This window comes from Hymenobacter actinosclerus, from assembly GCF_900111515.1.
GTDB lineage: Bacteria > Bacteroidota > Bacteroidia > Cytophagales > Hymenobacteraceae > Hymenobacter > Hymenobacter actinosclerus.
Map to the genome: position 1 here is coordinate 54,458 of NZ_FOHS01000003.1, position 19,323 is coordinate 73,780.

The 19,323-nt window shown below is 62.2% G+C and carries 15 protein-coding genes; 10 read left to right on the top strand and 5 right to left on the bottom strand.

From position 1 onward, the window contains the following. Window positions 1–21 precede the first annotated feature (21 nt). Window positions 22–873, bottom strand: coding sequence for a GLPGLI family protein (locus BMY67_RS11830; RefSeq protein ID WP_092771813.1), 852 nt, complete (start codon window positions 871–873; stop codon window positions 22–24). A gap of 836 nt (window positions 874–1,709) precedes the next feature. On the opposite strand from BMY67_RS11830, the gene BMY67_RS11835 reads away from it, so the two are divergent. Further along, a complete protein-coding gene (locus tag BMY67_RS11835) occupies window positions 1,710–5,144 on the top strand; it encodes an AAA family ATPase (RefSeq protein ID WP_092771815.1) in 3,435 nt (1,144 codons plus the stop codon). 239 nt (window positions 5,145–5,383) lie between these two features. Here the strand turns inward: BMY67_RS11835 and BMY67_RS11840 are convergent, their stop codons facing one another. Beyond that, window positions 5,384–6,442: a DUF6687 family protein gene (locus BMY67_RS11840; RefSeq protein ID WP_092771817.1), complete on the bottom strand. Its 1,059-nt coding sequence runs from the start codon at window positions 6,440–6,442 to the stop codon at window positions 5,384–5,386. A 164-nt stretch (window positions 6,443–6,606) separates the two neighbouring features. Beyond that, complete coding sequence (locus BMY67_RS11845) at window positions 6,607–6,918, bottom strand: restriction endonuclease (protein ID WP_092771819.1); 312 nt, start codon at window positions 6,916–6,918, stop codon at window positions 6,607–6,609. Between the two features lie 373 nt (window positions 6,919–7,291). Here BMY67_RS11845 and BMY67_RS11850 point away from each other — a divergent pair, with 373 nt between their 5' ends. The 9 genes from BMY67_RS11850 to BMY67_RS11890 all read left to right on the top strand — a co-directional run bounded on the left by BMY67_RS11850 (window position 7,292) and on the right by BMY67_RS11890 (window position 16,230). Further along, a complete protein-coding gene (locus tag BMY67_RS11850) occupies window positions 7,292–7,732 on the top strand; it encodes a hypothetical protein (RefSeq protein ID WP_143069801.1) in 441 nt (146 codons plus the stop codon). Between the two features lie 165 nt (window positions 7,733–7,897). After that, entirely contained in the window at window positions 7,898–8,206 is a 309-nt protein-coding gene (gene trxA, locus BMY67_RS11855; RefSeq protein WP_092771823.1) for a thioredoxin, read from the top strand. Window positions 8,207–8,373: 167 nt separating this feature from the next. Beyond that, complete coding sequence (locus BMY67_RS11860; RefSeq protein ID WP_092771825.1) at window positions 8,374–10,716, top strand: TonB-dependent receptor; 2,343 nt, start codon at window positions 8,374–8,376, stop codon at window positions 10,714–10,716. 6 nt (window positions 10,717–10,722) lie between these two features. Beyond that, window positions 10,723–11,592, top strand: a complete 870-nt coding sequence (locus tag BMY67_RS11865; RefSeq protein WP_092771827.1) for a DUF4249 domain-containing protein — start codon at window positions 10,723–10,725, stop codon at window positions 11,590–11,592. A 77-nt stretch (window positions 11,593–11,669) separates the two neighbouring features. Further along, the gene (locus tag BMY67_RS11870) at window positions 11,670–12,107 is read left to right on the top strand and encodes a hypothetical protein (protein WP_092771829.1); all 438 of its coding nucleotides are present in this window, start codon (window positions 11,670–11,672) and stop codon (window positions 12,105–12,107) included. A 344-nt stretch (window positions 12,108–12,451) separates the two neighbouring features. Continuing rightward, a complete protein-coding gene (locus tag BMY67_RS11875) occupies window positions 12,452–13,390 on the top strand; it encodes a ring-cleaving dioxygenase (protein WP_092771831.1) in 939 nt (312 codons plus the stop codon). Between the two features lie 272 nt (window positions 13,391–13,662). Continuing rightward, window positions 13,663–14,319, top strand: coding sequence for an alpha/beta hydrolase (locus BMY67_RS11880; RefSeq protein WP_092771833.1), 657 nt, complete (start codon window positions 13,663–13,665; stop codon window positions 14,317–14,319). A 150-nt stretch (window positions 14,320–14,469) separates the two neighbouring features. Further along, the gene (locus BMY67_RS11885) at window positions 14,470–15,387 is read left to right on the top strand and encodes an adenylate/guanylate cyclase domain-containing protein (protein WP_092771835.1); all 918 of its coding nucleotides are present in this window, start codon (window positions 14,470–14,472) and stop codon (window positions 15,385–15,387) included. A 132-nt stretch (window positions 15,388–15,519) separates the two neighbouring features. Next, window positions 15,520–16,230, top strand: a complete 711-nt coding sequence (locus BMY67_RS11890; protein WP_092771837.1) for a pirin family protein — start codon at window positions 15,520–15,522, stop codon at window positions 16,228–16,230. Between the two features lie 303 nt (window positions 16,231–16,533). Here BMY67_RS11890 and BMY67_RS11895 read toward each other — a convergent pair whose 3' ends face one another. Both BMY67_RS11895 and sppA read right to left on the bottom strand, forming a co-directional pair. Continuing rightward, window positions 16,534–17,352 (bottom strand): purine-nucleoside phosphorylase, encoded by an 819-nt coding sequence (locus BMY67_RS11895; protein ID WP_092771839.1) that lies wholly within the window; start codon window positions 17,350–17,352, stop codon window positions 16,534–16,536. A 139-nt stretch (window positions 17,353–17,491) separates the two neighbouring features. Further along, window positions 17,492–19,249, bottom strand: coding sequence for a signal peptide peptidase SppA (gene sppA, locus BMY67_RS11900; RefSeq protein WP_092771841.1), 1,758 nt, complete (start codon window positions 19,247–19,249; stop codon window positions 17,492–17,494). Between the last annotated feature and the right edge of the window lie 74 nt (window positions 19,250–19,323).

Below are 19,323 nucleotides of genomic sequence, written 5' to 3' on the forward strand. Positions count from 1 at the left end.
TTACAACCTGCACGGCCCTACTTATTTCCGTTCCAATGGATTGTTGCGGCGCTTTATCATTTGAACGTGATTTTGACGCATGCTTTCTGGAAACTGATTGCCAGCAGCTGCCATTCGGTCCAAGAACGTCAAATCATCATTGTATTTAGCCTGCAGAAATTTAGCTTTTGAAATAACGGGAGCCGACAGTTTAGGTGCGAAAGGCGATTGGTCGTCAGTGGGAAAATCGATGGGCTGTGGATTGGTATCAAGGCAGAGCAACGAGAACACGTAGTTATCATGCGTATCGCGTACCTGCAGAATCAAGCCAGGCAGGCCGCAAAATTTATAGGGGCCGTCGCTCACCGGAATGGCGCGGGTGAACCAGGCTTCCCACACCCGCCCACCAAACGCGCTGTAGGCCTGCTGACATTCGTAGCTAGCAATAGTTTTTTTAGCCGACGTTGTGCGCCAAGTAAATACGGCTGCTTTTTCCTGGTATTGGTACTGCTCAGAATTAATGTTATCGTAATACGCAATCATATTTTTAGCAGGTTCTTTGATAATCGAATAGTGGAATTCGTTCTTACCTCCACTGCGCGATGCATCAAATGCCTGTTGCATGCGGTCCTTATCGGGAAGAGCTTTCAGGCTGGCATAAACGCTGTCTACAATATGCTCGCTGGTACTTTCAAAGCGAGAAGCACCGTTACTCACACGCAAAATCATTTGCACCCGTTTGGGGGTTGTAACAGCCGAATCAAGCTTGTAGTCCAATTGATAAACCGCCCGTAGACTGGTGCTAGTTGCTGACTGAGCGCTAACATAAAACGGTAAAGGCACAAACAATAGTGCTATTATCAAATTATTAATATAATTTTTGTGACTTTTCATAGAAATCGAAAAAACATTTTTGAAAAGAATTACTTTTGCTTAATTAATGCTTTTTGGATACAGTAAAACCAACAAGCAGTAGCAATAATGCACAGCATTAGTATTTCCCAAGGGCTTACAAGGGCTTATCCAAGGCGGTATTATCGTTTGCTTTAAGGGCAGTAGCTTTGCTAGCAAAGCCTATACCGCAAAGCGCGGTGGCAATAGACAGGAATCTTTTCATGGGTTTTGAAATGGATGATAACTAAACATAGCGCCTATTTTATTTTCGGCATTTACGGGCTAGCGAGTGCAATAATGGATTTTTTTTACACAGCAAAATACAGATAAAATCAAAATAGCAATAATTTTGATTTTTAAAGCTAAATGCCTGGCCACCAAACCTAAGACTATTAGGCATTATTTTTCAATTCTTATAGCAAATCTAAGCTGCGGAAGGCAATGTAGGGCGGGGCTTGCCTCCGCCCGCCGTCGGACGATGCGTAGACTACCTGCGTTGAGCCCCTGCAACGCCCGTGCAAACGGCGGGGGCAAGCTTTGCCCCTACATCGCGCAAACACAGACATGCCGCAACTTGGTTTACACGACTTAGTAATCATAACACAAGCCTCGCGTCACCTGCCAGCTCCCTCCACGCAAGCACCATATCATCGAATTTCGGAACGCATTGGAGTCGTACTGGCCACTTTTCATGTGGCAAAAGCGGTGCAGATAGGATGAGCCGAAGAAGTGGCTGATGCATAGGAGTAACTGGCAGTTTTCAACTCGCCGGATAAACCGCGCCCGTCCGAACGGCTTACCTTTGTTGACCTCCCTTCCGGCTCCACTCACCCCGCATGAAAATCCTCCGCGTCCGCTTCCTCAACCTCAACTCTTTGCGCGGCGAGCATTTCGTGGATTTCAGCCAGGCCCCGCTGGCCGATGCGGGCCTGTTTGCCATTACCGGGGCCACCGGGGCGGGCAAAACCACCATTCTCGATGCCATTACGCTGGCCCTCTACGGCCAGGTGCCCCGCCACGAAACCACCGGGCCCGAGCACGTAATGAGCCACGGCACGGGCGAGAGCTGGGCCGAGGTAGAGTTTGAGGTGAATGGCCGGCAGTACCGCAGCAAGTGGGGCCAGTACCGCGCCCGCAAGCGCGCCGGGGCCAACCTGCAGGACCCCAAAATGGAGCTCAGCGAGCGGAAGCAGGCCGAAGACGGCACCGAAACCTGGGAGTTTCTGGAAACCTACAAGGCCAAGGTGCCCCGGCGGGTGGCCGATTTAAGCGGGCTCGAATACAAGCAGTTTCTGCGCTCGGTGCTGCTGGCCCAGGGCGACTTTACACGGTTTTTAAAGGCCCCGGCCGGCGAGCGGGCCCAGCTGCTGGAGAAAATCACCGACACCAAAAAGTACTCCGACATCTCGCGGGCCGCCTTCGAGCGGGCCAAGCACGAAACCCAGCAGGTGGAGCAGCTGCGCCAGGGCCTGCAGGGCGTTGCGCTGCTCTCGCCCGAAGAAGTGGCCTTTCTGGAAGCCGAAGCCCAGGACCTGACCCGCCAACTAAGCGAGGCCACTGCCGGCCAGGAGCAGCTGCGCGAAATGCAGCGCTGGCACCAGCGCCTGCACGAGCTGCAGCAGAAGCAGCTGGGCGCCGAGCAGCGCCGCCGGCAGCTGGCCACCCAGGCCGAAACCCTGGCCCCGCTGCGCCAGCGGCTGGCGCTGCACCAACAGGCCCTCCCCTTCGCCCCGGCGCTGGCCCTGCTGCGCCAGGACGCCGGGCAGCTGGCCCGGCTGCAGGCCGAAGCCGAACACCTGCGCCGCCAGCTCCCCCAGTTGCAGGAGCGCCTCGCCACCGCCGAAACCGCCCGCCAGCTGGCTCGCCAAACCCACGAGGCCGCCGCCCGGACCCGCGAAACCCGGGAGCCCGATTTGCGCGCCGCCGAGCAGCTCGACGTAGTTATTGCCCAGCAAACCCGCGAGCTGGACGGGCGTACGCAGGCTTATAAGAAGAAGCTGGCCGAGTGTAAAAGCCTGAGCGCCGAGCTGGCCGCCACCACCGCCCGCACCCAGCAGGCCCGCACCCAGCTAACCGCCGCCGCCGACTGGCTGCGCCTGCACGCGCACCGGGCCGACATGATGGAGGCGTTCGGCGTGTTCACGGGCCTGGTGCAGGACCACGACCGGCTGCACGGTGAGGATGGCCAGCTGAATCTGCGCATTACCACCCTCGACGCCCGCCTGCACGAGGCCCGGCAGCAGGAGCAGCAGGCCGCCGAAGCCGCCCGCCTCGCCCGCCGCAGCCTCGATGATTACGAGCAGCAGGCCGCAGTAGCCGCCGCCACCCGCGACGAGCAGCTGCGCCGGCTGCACCACCACGTACAAACCCTGCGCCACGAGCTGGCCACCACCGAAACCCACCGCGAAACCCAGCGCCAGCTGGTGCAGGCCCAGCAGCTGATTCTGAGCCACGAGCAGGCCCGCCAGCAGCTGCAGCCCCACGAGCCCTGCCCGCTGTGCGGGGCCCTGGAGCACCCCTACGCCGCCGGCGTACTGGGCCTGACCGATGCCGGCCTGGCCCAGCAGCAGGCCAAAGCCGAGAGCCTCACCCAGCAAGCCCACGCCCTCAACGCCCGCGTCAACCGCCTCAACACCTTTCTCAACCTGCTCGAAAACGCGGGCGGCGACGCCGGCCGGGTGGCCCCCGATGCGCCGCTGCAGTTCATCACGCCCGCCCGCGAGGAGGCCCTGCCCGCCGAAAGCCGCGCCCTAGTCCAGCAGCTCAAGGACCTGGAGCAGCTGCGCGCCGCCGCCGAAAAGCAACTCGCGCAGGCCCTCTCGGAGCAGCAGGGCGCCGGGCGCGCCCAGGTGGGCACCCAGCAGGATTTGCAGGAAGCCCGCCGGCAGCTCGCCGACGTGCGCGAGCAGCTGCCCACCATAAAAGCCCAGCTCGAAAGCCTGCTCAGCAACTTCGGGCTCACGTTTACGGGCGAAAACGGGGCTGCTATGCAAACGCAGCTCCGGGCGCTGGAAACCGAATTCAAGAACCGCCAGACCGAGTTCAACAAAGCCAGCCAGGAAACTGAAGTAGGCCAGGCGCTTATCGAGCGGCTTACCCGCGACGAGCAGGAGGCCAAGGCCTGGCTGCAGGAGCACAAGCAGGGCCTGGTTGAGCAGCACCAAGCCATTGAGCAGCAGAAAGCCGAGCGCCAGGCCCTGCTGCCCGAGCCCGATGTGGCCGCCGTGCGCCAGGCGCTGGAACAGGCCCTGAAGCAGGCGGAGCAACGCCGCGAGCAGGCCGAGGAGCAGTTCCGCCAGCACGATACGGCCCTGACCATTGCTGCCGACCAGCTCCGCCAGCGCGCGCACGACGCCACCACCCAGCAGCAGGCCCACGACCAGCGCCACGCGGCCCTGACCGCCGAACTAACTGCCGCCGGCCTCGCCCCCGACCCCGCCGCGCTGCCGCCGCTGCTGCTGCCCGAAACCGAAGCCGCCGCGCTGCAAACCCAGCTGCGCCGCCACGAAGACGATGCAGTGCTGGTTGAGCAGGTGCTGATTGAAACCGGCACCGAGCTGGAGCAGCAGGCTGCCCGCGCCCTCACCACCAACGCCCCCGAGCACACCGCCCAGCAGCTCGCGGCTGCCAACGAGCAGCTGGCCACGCTCAACCAGCAGCTCGGCCAGCGCCAGGAGCGCCTCGGGGCCCACCGCAACGGCCAGCAGCGCCACGCCGAACTAGCCGCCGCCCTCGAAAAGCAGCAGCAGCAGGCCCTGCGCTGGCGCCACCTGGCCGAGCTCATCGGCTCGGCCGACGGCAAAAAGTTCAGCGAATTTGCCCAGGGCCTCACCCTGGCCCGCCTCGTGGACCTGGCCAACCGCCACTTGCACCGCTTCACCGACCGCTACCGCATCCTGCGCCACGCCGAGCAGCACCTCGACCTGCTCATTCAGGACGAATACCAGGCCGGCGGCGTGCGCTCGATGAATTCGCTTTCGGGCGGCGAGAGTTTCCTGGTAAGCCTGGCGCTGGCCCTGGGCCTGTCGGAGCTGGCCGGCCGCCGCACTCAAATCGACACGCTCTTCATCGACGAAGGCTTCGGCACGCTCGACCCCGACACGCTCGACGTGGCCCTTTCGGCCCTCGAAATGCTGCAGGGCACTGGCAAAACCATCGGAATCATCTCGCACGTCGAAGCCCTCAAAGAACGCGTGAGCACTCAAATCAACGTCCGCAAAGGCACCGGCGGCGTCAGCTCGCTGCAGGTGCTGGGGTTTGGGGAGAAGTGAGAAGTGAGAAGTGAGAAGTGAGAAGTGAGAAGTGAGAAGTGAGAAGTGAGAAGTGAGAAACGGTACGGGAGACGGGCAGTAGAAGGGGTGTCATTCTGAGCGGAGCGAAGAATCTCGCGTGCCATGGCAACTCCTGACGATAGGGTTACCATGGCACGCGAGATTCTTCGCTCCGCTCAGAATGACACGTTCCTGATTTCCCCATCACCTATCACTCCATCGCCCCATCACCTCTCCCCTTACATCCCCATCGCCTTTATCTCCGGCCAGGTCCAGTACCGCTTCGGCTCGATGCCCGCGTAGCCAGCCTCGAAAAACGCTACTACTTCCTGCTCCAGCACGTCGGGCATAATGGACGACTCAAAAATCGGGCGCTGGTCGGGGTCGGCGTAGCGCTGGGGCTTGCTGAGGGTGCGGCCGCTGAGGCGCAGCAGCGGGCCGGTGTCGGTGATGCCTTCGTGGGTCCAGCGGCGGGGGGTGGTTTCGAGGGCGTTCAGGCGGTCGGTGAGGGGCGCGAGGGGCAGGCGGGGCAGCGTGGGGCGGCTTTCCAGGTCGATCCAGGTGGTGTACTTGTACTCGAATTCATAGCGCTGGCCGTCGTAGAGGCTCAGTACCATATCGGTGCCGATGCTGGGGCCGAACAGGGCATAGTAGGGCAGCGGCGCGGGCGTCTGCACCACCGTCAGGCCGATGGCGGGGTAGCGGCGCACGGTGGTAGCGGGGCTCTGCACCACGGCTACGGCCTGTTGCACGCGCCCAAATTCGGGCTCCCAGGCGGCGCGCCCGGCTTCGGGGTTTTCCAACAACTCCGCGAAGCGGGGCAGGAACCAGGCGAACTTCTCGGCCGAGGCCTCGTCTTCGCGGCGGCGGCGGGCGGGGGCGCCAAAGGGTTCGTAGAAGCGGGCCTTCTCTTCGGCGTTCAGCCAGCACACCAGCTGCAGCGCGTGGCTGGCGAGCGGGTGCTGCCAGTCGATTTCGCGGAAGTCGCCGAGCGTGGCCACGAGGCGCAGCAGGGTTTCGTAGCGCAGGGCCAGCACGGGGTTCAGCAGCGCCCACACGCCCACGAACCCGTCGATATCGAAGTGGTTGGCCGTTACGGCGCGGGCCTGCAGGCCGGGTGTTTCGGGCGCGTGCAGGGCGCGCAGGGCCGAGCCGGCGCTGGTATCGTCGCGCAGAGCCTCGGGCGTGGCCGCGCCGCGCCAGTGCGCCAGCGTGAGTGCCGCGCCCAGCCCCGTACTATCCACCACAATAGTCGGCTGCCGGCGCAGCTGCTGGAACGGAACAAAGTATCGGGACATGCTGGAGTGCTGAGATGATAGGGTGATGGGGTGATGCAGGGGCGGGGTAAAGGTACTGTCATCCTGAGCGGAGCGAAGGACCTATATAGATGGTGTTATCTTTTGAAATTACCTTCTGTATAGGTCCTTCGCTCCGCTCAGGATGACAACGGCTCCTCTCCCTATCACCGCTTTCCCCGGCGGTTACTGATGCGCTCTATTCGGCTGCGGCGAATCCAGTGCAGGTATTTCTGCAGCTCCGGGGCGTTGCGCAGCTGCTCGATGCCGGCATAACGACGGGCCAGGGTTTTGTTGTCGAGCAACAGATGGATGGTGCTGTGGCAGGGCTGGCAGAGGTCGGTGGTGGGGCCGTGGCGGCCGCCCTCTTCGCGGGGCACCAGGTGGTGGCGGGAGGTTCGCTGCACTTCCCGCTCGCACAGCGCGCACCGGCTGCCACCCGGCTCTCCGGCGGCTATAGCAGAAGCAGCAGCAGGCATACAAACGAAAATAACAGTTGGGGTAACAGACGAAAAAACAACCCGCAGACCGCCGCTGGGTTTTGGTGATTTTGCCGCCCCGCCCCCGCCCGCCAGCGCTGGAGCACCGCCCGATGAGCCAGGACCCTGGGAACGAAAATCGAGCCCGATGTTGGCCGTCAAATCCCCTAACCTAGTTTTTGCCACTCGTCATTCAAATAATAATACTATTCGGATAAATTAAATGCCATAATGTTGTAAAAGTGTTCTGAATATGATTTATATTTGAATACGCCTTGCCTATATTCTCAAATAGTACCTGATTGCCACGCGGTAGTTGGGAAGTGCAGGCTACCTTTTCACCGACACGCTTTTCACACTTTAACCGCTTTCTATGCGTCTTTCTACTTTTGATTTTGTTCTGCGTCGGCTGTTGCCGGCCGCTGCCATGGTGTTCGTGCTCACCCTGTTTGCCCCTTCCCAGGCGAAGGCGCAAACCTGGCTGGTATCCACCGAAAGCTTCGTCAAGCTGGGCGTGGTGGATAAGTTCGGGCAACTGGGCGCCTTCACGGCCAAGTTTGTGGTAATCAGCCAGCGCAATGGCAAGGAGTACACGCTGGTTAAGGAAATTGAGAAGGGCCAGAACGGCATCGACGTGGTGTACCCCTCGCTGGCCACCGAGGCCGATTACTTCAAGGCCAGCTCGGGTGAGGCCGGCACGGCGGCCCCCGGCTCCTACACCTGGGAGTGCCAGGTAAACGGCAAGAAAGTCGTGGGTGGCCGTTTCAGCTTCTCCGAAGTAGCCAACGACGTGAACCTGATAAGCAAACAATAGCCAGTGGTTTAGTCCGCTGCATTTGTCAGGCAATGAAAGCCCGGTGCCGCTGCACCGGGCTTTTTTGCGTGCAGGTGCCCCGGCCGCCTACTTTTACCGGGCAGCTTCGTACAGACAGGCACCACCCGTTAGTGGGTCGGCAGCACACCTCATACTTCGCTCATTATGCCTAAGAAATCCTTTTCCGAGCTCATCAACAGCCCCGGCATGCCGGTGCTGGTCGATTTTTATGCCGACTGGTGCGGGCCCTGCAAAACCATGGCCCCCATTCTGGAGCAGGTGGCCAGCCAGCACCAGGGCAAGCTCAAAGTCATCAAAATTGACGTTGATAAAAATCAGGCAGCGGCCCAGCAGTTCCGGGTCCAGAGTATTCCCACGCTCATCCTGTTTCACAAGGGCCAGCCGGTGTGGCGGCAGGCCGGCGTGGTGCCCGCCGCCCAAATCAGCCAGGCCATCCAGGGAGCAATGAAGTAGCCCAGCCGCGCCGGTTACGGTTCGGATCCGTCGGGCTGCGGGCAGTTGGTTGCAGGCTGTTTTACGGGGGGGGGCGGCACTGCCGGAAAGCAGCGGCAACATTCGACCCGGCGCCGGGTTTGCAGAACGCGGACTTACCTTTGTGCGCTACTGCTCGGTTAGGTTTGATGAATTTACGGTTCGCCTTCGGGCTCTTTCTGCTGGCCTGCCTGCTGCTGCCCGCGGCCGCCTTTGCTCAGGTCCGGTACACGCTTGGTGGGCTGGTGAAAGCGGCCGGCACCGGCGAAACACTGCCCGGCGCCACCGTGGCCGTGCCCGCCCTGGGCCTGGGCGCTACCGCCGACGAAACCGGGGCCTACCGCCTGGAGTTGCCCGCCGGCCGCTACCAGCTGGTGGTATCGTTTATCGGTTATCAGCCCCTGAGCCGCGACCTGAACCTGACCCGCGACCAGCGCCAGAGCTTCCAGCTGCTGGCGGCCGGCAACGAGCTGGGCGAGGTAATTGTGCAGGGCAGCGGCACGCTGCAGCAGAAGCTGCAGACCACCCAGATGAGCGTGGAGCGCCTCACGGCCAAGGAGGCCAAACTGCTGCCCGCGCTGTTTGGCGAGGTGGATATTCTGAAAACGCTGCAGCTCAAGCCCGGCGTGCAGAACGGCGGCGAGGGCACCAGCGGCCTGTTTGTGCGCGGCGGCTCGGCCGACCAGAACCTGGTGCTGCTCGACGATGCGCTGGTGTACAACCCCAGCCATTTATTCGGCCTGTTTTCGGTCTTCAACCCCGATGCCGTGCAGTCGGTGGATTTGTACAAGGGCGGGTTTCCGGCGCAGTACGGCGGCCGGCTCTCGTCGGTGGTCGATGTGAAGCTGCGGCCCGGCAACTCCGACAAGATTGGGGTAAGCGGCGGGCTGGGCCTGATTTCGTCGCGCCTGACGGTGGAAGGGCCGATTAAGAAGGGCAAGGGCGCGTTTCTGGTGGCCGGCCGTCGCACCTACTTCGACGTGTTTACGCGCCAGATCAACAACCTGAACAAAGACGACCCCGACTTCAACCCCATTCCCGACTACTACTTCTACGATTTCAACGCCAAGGCCAACTACAAGCTGGGCGCCAAGGACGAGCTGTTTCTGAGCGGCTACCTGGGCAACGACGCGTTCAGTTTCGGCTCGGGGCAGGGTTTCAATTTCGATTTCAACTGGGGCAACCGGGTGGCGGCGCTGCGCTGGAGCCACCAGTTCAATTCGCGGCTGTTTCTGAACACCACTGCCTCCTACACCGGCTACAAGTACGAAATCAGCAACAAGCTCGACCAGTTTTCCTTCAACCTGGCCTCCGACATCCAGGACCTGAACCTGCGCTCCGACCTCGACTACCGGCCCAATGAGCAGCACACTTTAAAGGTAGGCCTCACGGCCACGGCCCACCGCTTCGGCACCGGCCGGCTGCGGGCGGGCTCCGGCGACGGCCGCCTCAACCTGGGCTCCGACATCCGCTACTTGGGCCAGGAGGGCGCGGTGTACGTGTCGGACGTGTACAATCCGTCGGAGAAGTGGCAGTTTGAGGCCGGTTTGCGGGCCTCGGGGTTTCAGTCGGGTGGGCAGCGGTACGGCGGGCTGGAGCCGCGCGCGGCGGCCCGCTACGCGGTGTCGCCCACCGTGTCGGTGAAGGGCAGCTACGCGCTCATGTACCAGTACGTGCATTTGGTCACCAATTCGGGCGCCTCGCTGCCGACTGATATCTGGTATCCTTCGCGCGGGTCGGTGCGGCCCCAGCGCAGCCAGCAGGTGGCCGGCGGCGTCAGCTGGCTGCTCGGCGACGGGCGCTACCTCATCACCAACGAGGTGTATTATAAGTGGGCCCAGCGCCAGATTGACTTCAAGGACGGCGCCCAGCTGTTCGTGAATCCCGACCTCGATTCGGAGTTCCTGTTCGGCAAGGGTTGGGCCTACGGCAACGAAATCTACCTCGAAAAAAAGCAGGGCCGCACCACCGGCTGGCTGGGCTACACCCTGGCCTGGACCAAGCGCCGCTTCCCGCCCCAGCGCGGCACCTCGGGCATCAACAACGGCAACACGTTCTACCCCAGCTACGACCGGCGCCACAACCTGACGGCCGTGGTTATCCACAATCTTTCGGAGCGGGTGAAGCTCTCGGGCTCGTTCGTGTTCAGCTCGGGCCAGGCCACTACCCTGCCGCTGGGCCGCTTCGGGTTCCAGGATGTGTACGGCTCCGAAGCCTCAGCCGTGCCCATCTACCCCCAGCGCAACACCTACCGGCTGGCCCCCTACAACCGCCTCGATCTGGGCGTGGTGTGGCAGATGAAGCCCACGCGCTGGTTCCCGGAGTCGGACCTGACGTTCAGCATGTACAACGCCTACAACCGCCGCAACCCGTATTTCGTGTATTTCGATCAGGTGAAGGACGAGCAGACCGAGCAGGTGACCAGCTTCCGGGCCCGGCAGGTGTCGTTGTTTCCGGTGATTCCGTCGGTGACCTACAACTTTAAATTCTAAGCGCCGATGATGCCGATTTCGGGAATTTCGCGGGGGTTGATTCCGGTTCGGGCGCTGCGGGCCGGGGTGCTGGCGGGGCTGCTGGCGGGCGGCGCGGCGCTGGCGGGCTGCGGGCTGCAGAAGGATATCGACGTGGTGCTGCCCGCCTATCCGGCCCAACTGGTGGTGGAGGCCTACCTCGAAAATGGCGACGTTCCGCGCATCACCGTCACCGAATCGGTGGACTACCTGGCCGCGCCCACGCCCCAGGTCCCCACCGACGTAACGGCCACGCTCACACTGCCCGACGGCCGGCGCGAGGCACTCAAGTTCGCGCCCGGCGTAGACAGGCGCACCGGCAAGGCCTACACCCACATCGGCCTGCGCAGCCTGACAGCCCGGCCGGGCCAGACGTTCGGCCTGGAGCTGGCCGACACCAGGGGCCGCCGCGTAACCGGCACGGCCACCGCGCCCGTGCTCGTGCCCATCGATACAGTCGAGTGGGTGTTCAACGACAAGCCCGAAGCCGACCGCCGGGCCTACGTGCTCATGCGCTTCCACGACCCCGCCACGCCGCTCGACTACTACCGCTTCCAGATTCATCGGCGCCGCGTGAACCAGGAGCCGGAAACTGACTACGTTATTGAGGACCGCCTCAACAACGGTACTGAGTATTCGCTGGGCACGGGCTACGATTTCAAGCGCGACGACACGCTCGTTGTCAGCCTCTACCACCTCGACCGGCCCTACTACCAGTTTCTACAGTCGGTGCAGGATGCGCGCAATGCCAACGGCAACCCGTTTGGCCAGCCTTCAGCCATCAAAAGCACTATTGAGGGTGGCCTGGGCGTGTTCACGGTGCTCAGCTACCAGCGCCGCCAGGTTATCGTGCGCTGAAGCAAGGGGTGAGGATGCAACCATTGCCCGGGCGGGGGCGCTCCTATCGGCAGTTCTCCTCCCAAACGGCTAAGCTTATGAAGCGTTTTCTGCTCCCGGTCCTGGCCGCCCTGGCCCTCACGCTGGGCAGCTGCGAAAAAGAACCCATCGACTGCGGTTGCACGCCGCCACCCCGCGAGCCGGTAACGGCCGCCTCCCTCACCCGAACCAGCACCTGGTACCTGAGCGAGTACACTGCCGCCAACCAAACCACCAGGGCCGACGCCATCAAGGACCGGTTTGCCCTGCGCTTCGCCCCCGATGGCAGCTACCGCCGCATCCTGCTCAGCGACTACTCGGAAACGGCCGGCACCTGGAAGTTCACCGACCCCGATAACCGCCAGCTCCATCTCATCGACCACAAAGGCGACCCGCAGAATTTCACGGTGGAAGCAGCCAACGCAGAAACCCTGTTTCTCTACCGCCCCGACAAAACGGGCATGGATGAAATGTATCTGTTTAAAACGGTGCGCTAACATTGCCCCTGATGAAAAGCGGCTACATGGCCCGAGCTGACTTTCGTAAAAAGCCCAACTCAAATTAAGCGCCCCCCTGAGGCCGGTACCGGCTTCAGGGGGTTTGTGTTTTATTAACTCGGCGCCCGATACTGCCCGGCCGCGCGGCTGGTCACTGATACCCGAAAGCTATTACCCCCTTATTGCTGTCCTTCCAGGGTTTTGAGGAAGAAAATATATTTTCCATGAAACTATGTATGTACATTATATGTATATACATTTGTAAGCGTACCGTAGTTAAACGTATGCTCATAGCTACCCTACAAAGGTCGCTTCCTTTCACCTCACGCAACAACTCCTACTCTATGGAACCCCGCATCTTAGGTCTGCACCACATCACGGCCATCACCAACAGCGCCCAGCGCAACCTCGATTTCTACACCAAAGTCCTGGGTTTGCGCATGGTCAAGAAAACCGTCAACTTCGACGACCCCAGCACCTACCACCTATACTACGGCGACGAGTCGGGCTCGGCGGGCACCATCCTCACCTTCTTCCCCTGGGAAGGCATGATGGCCGGCCGCCGCGGTACGGCCCAGGCCACCGAAATCGGCTACTCAGTGCCCGAGGGCAGCCTGGATTTCTGGATGAAGCGCTTCGACGCCCACGGCATTACCTACAACAAGCCCAGCGAGAAGTTCGGCGAAAAGTACCTGACCGTGCTCGACCCCGACGGCATGAAACTGGAGCTGGTGGTATCCAAGACGCCCGACCCGCGCACGCCCTGGACCACCGACGAGGTAGACGCCAGCGTGGCCACCCGCGGCTTCCACCACGTGACGCTCACGCTGGCCAGCATCAAGGGCACGGCCGATGTACTGACCGATATTTTCGGCTATAAGCTCATCGAGCAGCACGTGAACCGCTACCGCTACGCCACCGACACGGTGGAAGGCGCGGCCCTGGTGGAGCTGGTGGAAGTACCCAGCGAGAAACGCGGCCACGTAGCCGCCGGCTCGGTGCACCACGTGGCCTTCCGGGTGAAGGACGACGCGGCACACGCGCACTTTCGCCAGAAAATCGCGGCCAAGGGCTTCAATGTTACGCAGCAGATTGACCGCGACTACTTCCACGCCATCTATTTCCGCGAGCCGGGCGGGGTGCTGTTCGAAGTAGCCACCGACAACCCCGGCTTCACCGTGGATGAGCCGCTGGCCCAGCTCGGCACCGGCCTGATGCTGCCCAAGCAGCACGAGCGCCTGCGCCCTCAGCTCGAAGCCACGCTGCCCAAGCTCGATTACTAACGGAAACGCTGGCCCGCCGTAGGGGCGGGATTTGCCCCTACGGCGGGCTGGTAGCTCCGTAAACTGTCCTAACAAAAGCTACTAGCCATCCGCTAAAAGCTAACAGCTAACAGAATTGACAAGGTAAATTGGTAGGCAGAACGTCATTCAGAGCGCAGCGAAGAATCTGGCGTGAACTCGTTCAACGGCTGTTCGAGCGAGATTCTTCGCTCCGCTCTGAATGACGTTCTATACACCAACTTAACCTGTCAGTTCAGCTAACCACTGAATCCATGAACTATCAACCTTTGCAGTATATCTATCAGCCCGCCACCGCCGCGCCTACCGGCACCACGGTGCTGCTGCTGCACGGCACCGGCGGCGACGAGCGCGACTTGCTGCCGCTGGCCCGCAACTTCGGGCCCGGCGTGAACGTGCTGAGCGTGCGCGGCAACGTGTCGGAAGGCGGCATGCCGCGGTTTTTCCGCCGCCTGGGCATGGGCGTGTTCGATGAGGACGACGTGCGTTTCCGCACCCACGAGCTGGCTGCTTTTTTAAAGCAGGTCAGCGAGAAGGAAGGCTTTGAGGCCGACCAGGTGGTGGCCGTGGGCTACTCCAACGGGGCCAACATTGCCGGTAGCCTGCTGCTGCTCTACCCCGAGCTGCTGGCCGGCGCCCTGCTCTGGCGGCCCATGCAGCCGCTCACCCGCGAGGTGCCCGCAGTAACCACCACGCGCCGCGCGCCGGTATTCTTCAACCCCGGCAGCCACGACCCCATGGTGCAGCCGGCCGAATCCGACCGCTACGCGGCGCTGCTGGAAGGCGCCGGCTTCCAGCTCACCCGTCTCGACACGCCCGCCGGCCACAACCTCACCCCTACTGACGTAGACGCGGGTACCAAGTGGTTCCAGCAGCACTTCGACCGGCCGGTGGCCGACCAAGCCCGCTAGGCCGGAGCGCCCACCCGCAAGCCGCCGCCGGGCAACCGTTGCGCCCCCGCGCGTTCGTCGCTTTGGCGCCGGGGGCGGCCTGACAACCGGGGCCGGGAGGGCGACATCGTCTTCCCGGCCCCGGTCGTGTTGCTATCCTTATCTGCTCGTATGCCCCGCTTACTCGTTCTACCCGACAACCAGCAATTCGACAGCCGGCCCGGCGAAACCATTCTGGCGGCCGACCTGCGCCACGGCGTTGCCCACGTGCATGCCTGCGGAGGGCAGGCCCGCTGCTCGACCTGCCGGGTGCAGGTGCTCGACGGCCTCGAACACCTGCCGCCGCGCAACGCCCCCGAGCAGGCCCTGGCCCAGCGCCTGCGCCTGCCCGACAACATCCGCCTGGCCTGCCAGACCAGCGCAACAGCGGGCCCGGTACGCTTCCGCCGCCCCGTTATCGATGAGCTGGACGTGCGCCTGACCCGGCAGGAGCTGGCGCACCCCGACCAGCAGCTGGGCGAGGAGAAGCGGCTGGCCGTGCTCTTCTCCGACATTGAGGACTACACTGTTTTTGCCGAAACCCTGCCCGCCTACGATATCATCCATGTGCTCAACCGCTATTTCGAGCTGATGAGCGGGGTAGTCCGCGACCACCAGGGCCGCGTCAGCGACTTTATCGGCGACGGGCTGATGGCCGTTTTTGGCATGGACGACGAAGCGACGGCCGCCGCCGATGCGGTGGCCGCCGGCCGCGCCATGTTGCTGGCCGTCGAGCACCTCAACCCCTACCTGCGCACAATGTACGGGTGTGGCTTCCGCGTCCGCATCGGCATTCACTACGGCGACGTGGTGGTGGGCCACATCGGCGGCCCGGACACGCGCAAGCTGGCCACCATCGGCGACCCGGTGAACGTGGCGGCCCGCATCGAGGCCGCCAACAAGGAACTGGGCACGTCGCTGCTGGTTTCGCAGGCCGTGGTTGATGCGCTGGGCGACTCGCTAACCGTGCGCCGGGGCTTTCTGGCGCCCTTAAAGGGCAAGAAAGGCATGCACCGCCTGTACGAGGTTGCACCCGCCGACAGTGCCTGACGGCCCTGAATGACGCGGGCTTTTGGGCCCGCGCAACGGGTCTGGCAGGCATCTTTTGTCAACGGCCCGCCTTGCCTATTGCCCGCCTCCCCACGGCTGTTTCTCAACCAATTCACTACTTTCCTTACCCCCATGCAAACCAAGTTATTCCCCGCCGCTGAGCGCGGCATCAAAGACATTGGCTGGCTGAAAAGCAACTTCACGTTCAGCTTCAGCTCCTACGCCAACCCCACGCGCCCCGGCTTCGGCCTGCTGCGCGCCTTCAACGACGATTTCGTGGAAACCGGCAAGGGCTTCGGCATTCATCCGCACGCCAACATGGAAATTATTTCCGTGATGCTGGCCGGCAGCATGAACCACATCGACTCGCTGGGCTACAAGGAGGTGGTGCATAAGGACTGGGTGCAGATTATGAGCGCCGGCAGCGGCCTGCGCCACGAGGAGTACAACGTGGGCGACGACGAGGTGAACTTCCTGCAAATCTGGGTGGAGCCCAAGCAGCAGAACATCACTCCGCGCTACCAGCGGCGCCAGTTTCCGGAGGCCCAGCGCGTCAACCAGCTCACCACCATCGTGAGCGGTGAGGAAGGCGCGGCCCACTGCTGGATCAACCAGAACGCCAAGCTGATGCTGGGCTACTACGACGCCCCGCAAACCGTGGACTACCGCTTCAACCCCACCAACAAGTGCCTGTTTCTGTTCGTCATCAGCGGCAGCGTAACCGTGGCGGGGCAGGCGGTCGGCCCCCGCGACAGTATCGGCCTCTGGGAAACCGACCAGGTAAGCCTGGAGTGCGCCGCCGACACGCGCTTCGTGCTCATCGAGGCGCCCATCAACGGCTGATAGATGTTAAGTAGTCGCGCCTAACTAAACATGCGCTGGCCGTGCTGGCGTAGCTCCTCACCCTCCGGTATATTAACCTGAAAACTACTTTAAGATGAGCATTTCAAGCACAGGTAGCGCCTGTAATTCGTTTGTGAGCCCCGGCAGGGCGCTATGTTTATAGCCCAAGAATCCGGGAAACAAACCGAGCCCCGTGGGGGCGGCAACCATCGTTCAACGAGGTATGCCGCCCCCACGGGGCTCGGTTTGTTTAGGCAGACGGAAGGTCTCACCAAGGCTCAGAAGGCAGCGGATGCGCAGCCTTTACAGCTTGGCCAGCACGGCTTTAATGAGGGCGGTAAGGCGGGGTTCGGCGACGGCGGCGGTGCGCAGGATGTCGGCGATGTTCACTTTTTTAAGCTTGCCGGGGGCACACAGGTCGGTGATGACGGATACGGCCAGCACCGGCAGGCCCATGTGCACGGCGGCAATTACCTCGGGCACGGTACTCATGCCCACGGCATCGGCCCCGATGGTGCGCAGGTAGCGGTACTCGGCGGGCGTTTCGAGCATGGGGCCGGGCAGGCTGGCGTACACGCCGCGCCGCATATACTGGCTCAGGTCGAGGTCGCGGGCCGCCTCCTGGGCCAGGGCCAGCAGGCGCAGGTCGTAGGGCTCCAGCATGTCGGGGAAGCGCGGGCCCAGCTCGTCGAGGTTTTTGCCGACCAGCGGGTTGGTGGGTTGCAGGTTGATGTGGTCTTCGAGCAGCATCAGGTCGGCGTAGTCGTAGTCGGGGTGCAGGCCGCCGGCGGCGTTGCTCACCAGCAGGTTGCGGATGCCCAGCAGCTTCATCACGCGCACCGGAAACACCACCTGCGGCATGCTGTAGCCCTCGTAGAAGTGGAACCGGCCGTGCATCACCAGTACCCGCTTGCCGGCCAGCGTACCGGCCAGCAGCTCGCCGGCGTGGCTTTCCACCGTCGACACCGGGAAGTGCGGAATGTCGGCGTAGCTGAAGCGGTGCTGCACCTCGATTTCGTTGGCCAGCGCGCCCAAGCCGGTGCCCAGGATAATGCCCGCCTCGGGGCGGAAGTCTTGCAGGGTGTTCTGAAGGTAAGCGGTGGCTTCGCGGAGCTGCTGCATGATTAGTTGTCAGTTGTCGGTTAATAGTTGTCCGTTGAGAGGGGTTCCTTGATAGTTATCGGTCGTCAGTAAAACGGAAGTCAGCTGCCATTCCACAATCGGACTGACAACTGACAACCAACAACTGACAACTAAATTACTACCGCACGTTCAGCTCGAAGGGCAGGCGGGCCTGGGCGCCGCGCATCTCCGAGAGCTGCTTGTACTGCACGTACATGGGGTAGAACGGGCCCATTTCCTCCTTCACGGCCCGCTGGCGGGCTTCGGCCCCGAAGGAGCTGAAAATTTCCTCGGCGAAGGTTTTCTGGCGGGGCAGCTGCTGGATGCGGTAGTCGCCCTCTTTCAGCTTGGCGCGGCGGGCGGCAATGCGCAGGGCGTCATCCATCGAGCCCAGCACGTCGACGAGGCCGCGGGCCTTGGCATCGGTACCCGACCATACCCGGCCCGAGGCGAACCGGCGCAGACGCTCGACGGGCATGTTGCGGCCGGCGGCGGCTTTGGTGGTGAAGTCGGCGTAGATGCGGTTGATTTCCGCCTGAAACTGCTGCGTCTCGTAGGGCGTGAGGGCGCGCGTGACGGTCGGGAAATCGGAGAACTTGCCGGTGGTCACGCGGTCGGTGGTGATGCCGATTTTATCACTCAGGAAAGGCCCTAAGTTGGGCAGTACGCCGAACACGCCAATCGAGCCGGTGATGGTGGTGGGGTGGGCCACGATGGTGTCGCAGCCCATGGCGATGAAGTAGCCGCCCGAGGCCGCCACGTCCGACATACTGGCAATGACGGGCTTCACTTTCTTGGTCAGCATCACCTCGCGGTAGATGATGTCGGAGGCCAGCGAGGAGCCGCCGGGCGAGTTGATGCGCAGCACCACGGCCTTCACCTTATCATCCAAGCGGGCCTTGCGGATGGCCTCGGCGAAGCGGGTGCTGCCGATGCTGGAGTTGCCGCCCTTGCCGGTTACGATGTCGCCCTCGGCGTACACCACGGCAATTTTATCGGTGCCCGAGCCCAGGTCGTCCTCATTGTTTTTGGCGTAGTCGCCCAGGTCGAGCAAACTGAGCTTGGCGTCTTTTTTCAGACCCAGCTTGCCCTTCATGTAGTCGGTGGCCTGGTCGTAGTAGCCCAGGTCGGTTACCAGCTTGAGGCGCTTGGCGTCGTCGGCGTTGTGCACCAGCATCGAGTCGGAAATGACTTTGAGGCGGGCCGGGGCGATGCTGCGCGAGGCGGCCACGTCGGCGAGCAGGGCGTTGTTGAGCGAGTTGAGGAAGGTGGAGGTTTGCAGCCGGGCCGAGTCGGACATGCTGGTGCGGAAATAAGGCTCTACGGCGCTCTTATAGGTGCCAACCCGGAAAATCTGTACCTCCACGCCCAGCTTGTCGAACAGGTTCTTGAAGTAGGTCGGCTCAGAGCTCAGGCCGTTGAATTCGAGCGTACCCTGGGGGTTGAGGTAAAGCTTATCGGCCACCGAGGCCAGGTAGTAGCTTTTCTCCGACTGCGCATCGGCGTAGCTGACGATGAACTTGCCGCTTTTCTTGAATTCGAGCAGCTCGTGGCGGATTTCCTCCAGCGAGGCCATGCCGCCCTGCACCAGCTCCAGGTTCAGGAAAACGCCCTTGATATCGTCGTCTTTGGTGGCCCGGCGGATGGCCGTTTTCAGCTCGTGCAGCCCCAGCGTGCTGGCCTGCCCGCCCGTGAAACCGGCGAGCGGGTTCTCGAAGCCCCGCTCGCCAATCGGCTTATCGAGCTTGAGCTCCAGCACTGAGTTTTTGGCCACCGTCACGGTTTTGTCGGACGAGGCCAGCCCGGCAATAAGCGCTATCATCAGCAGCGTGCTGATAACGCCCAAAAGGAGCATGCCGGTGATGGTAGCCAGCACGTATTTAAAGAATTGTCGCATGGAAGTAGGGTAGACAAGTGAGGTCTGCTAACAAATGTAAGCAGTTAACGGCCCCGCCGCCGCCGATTCAACCA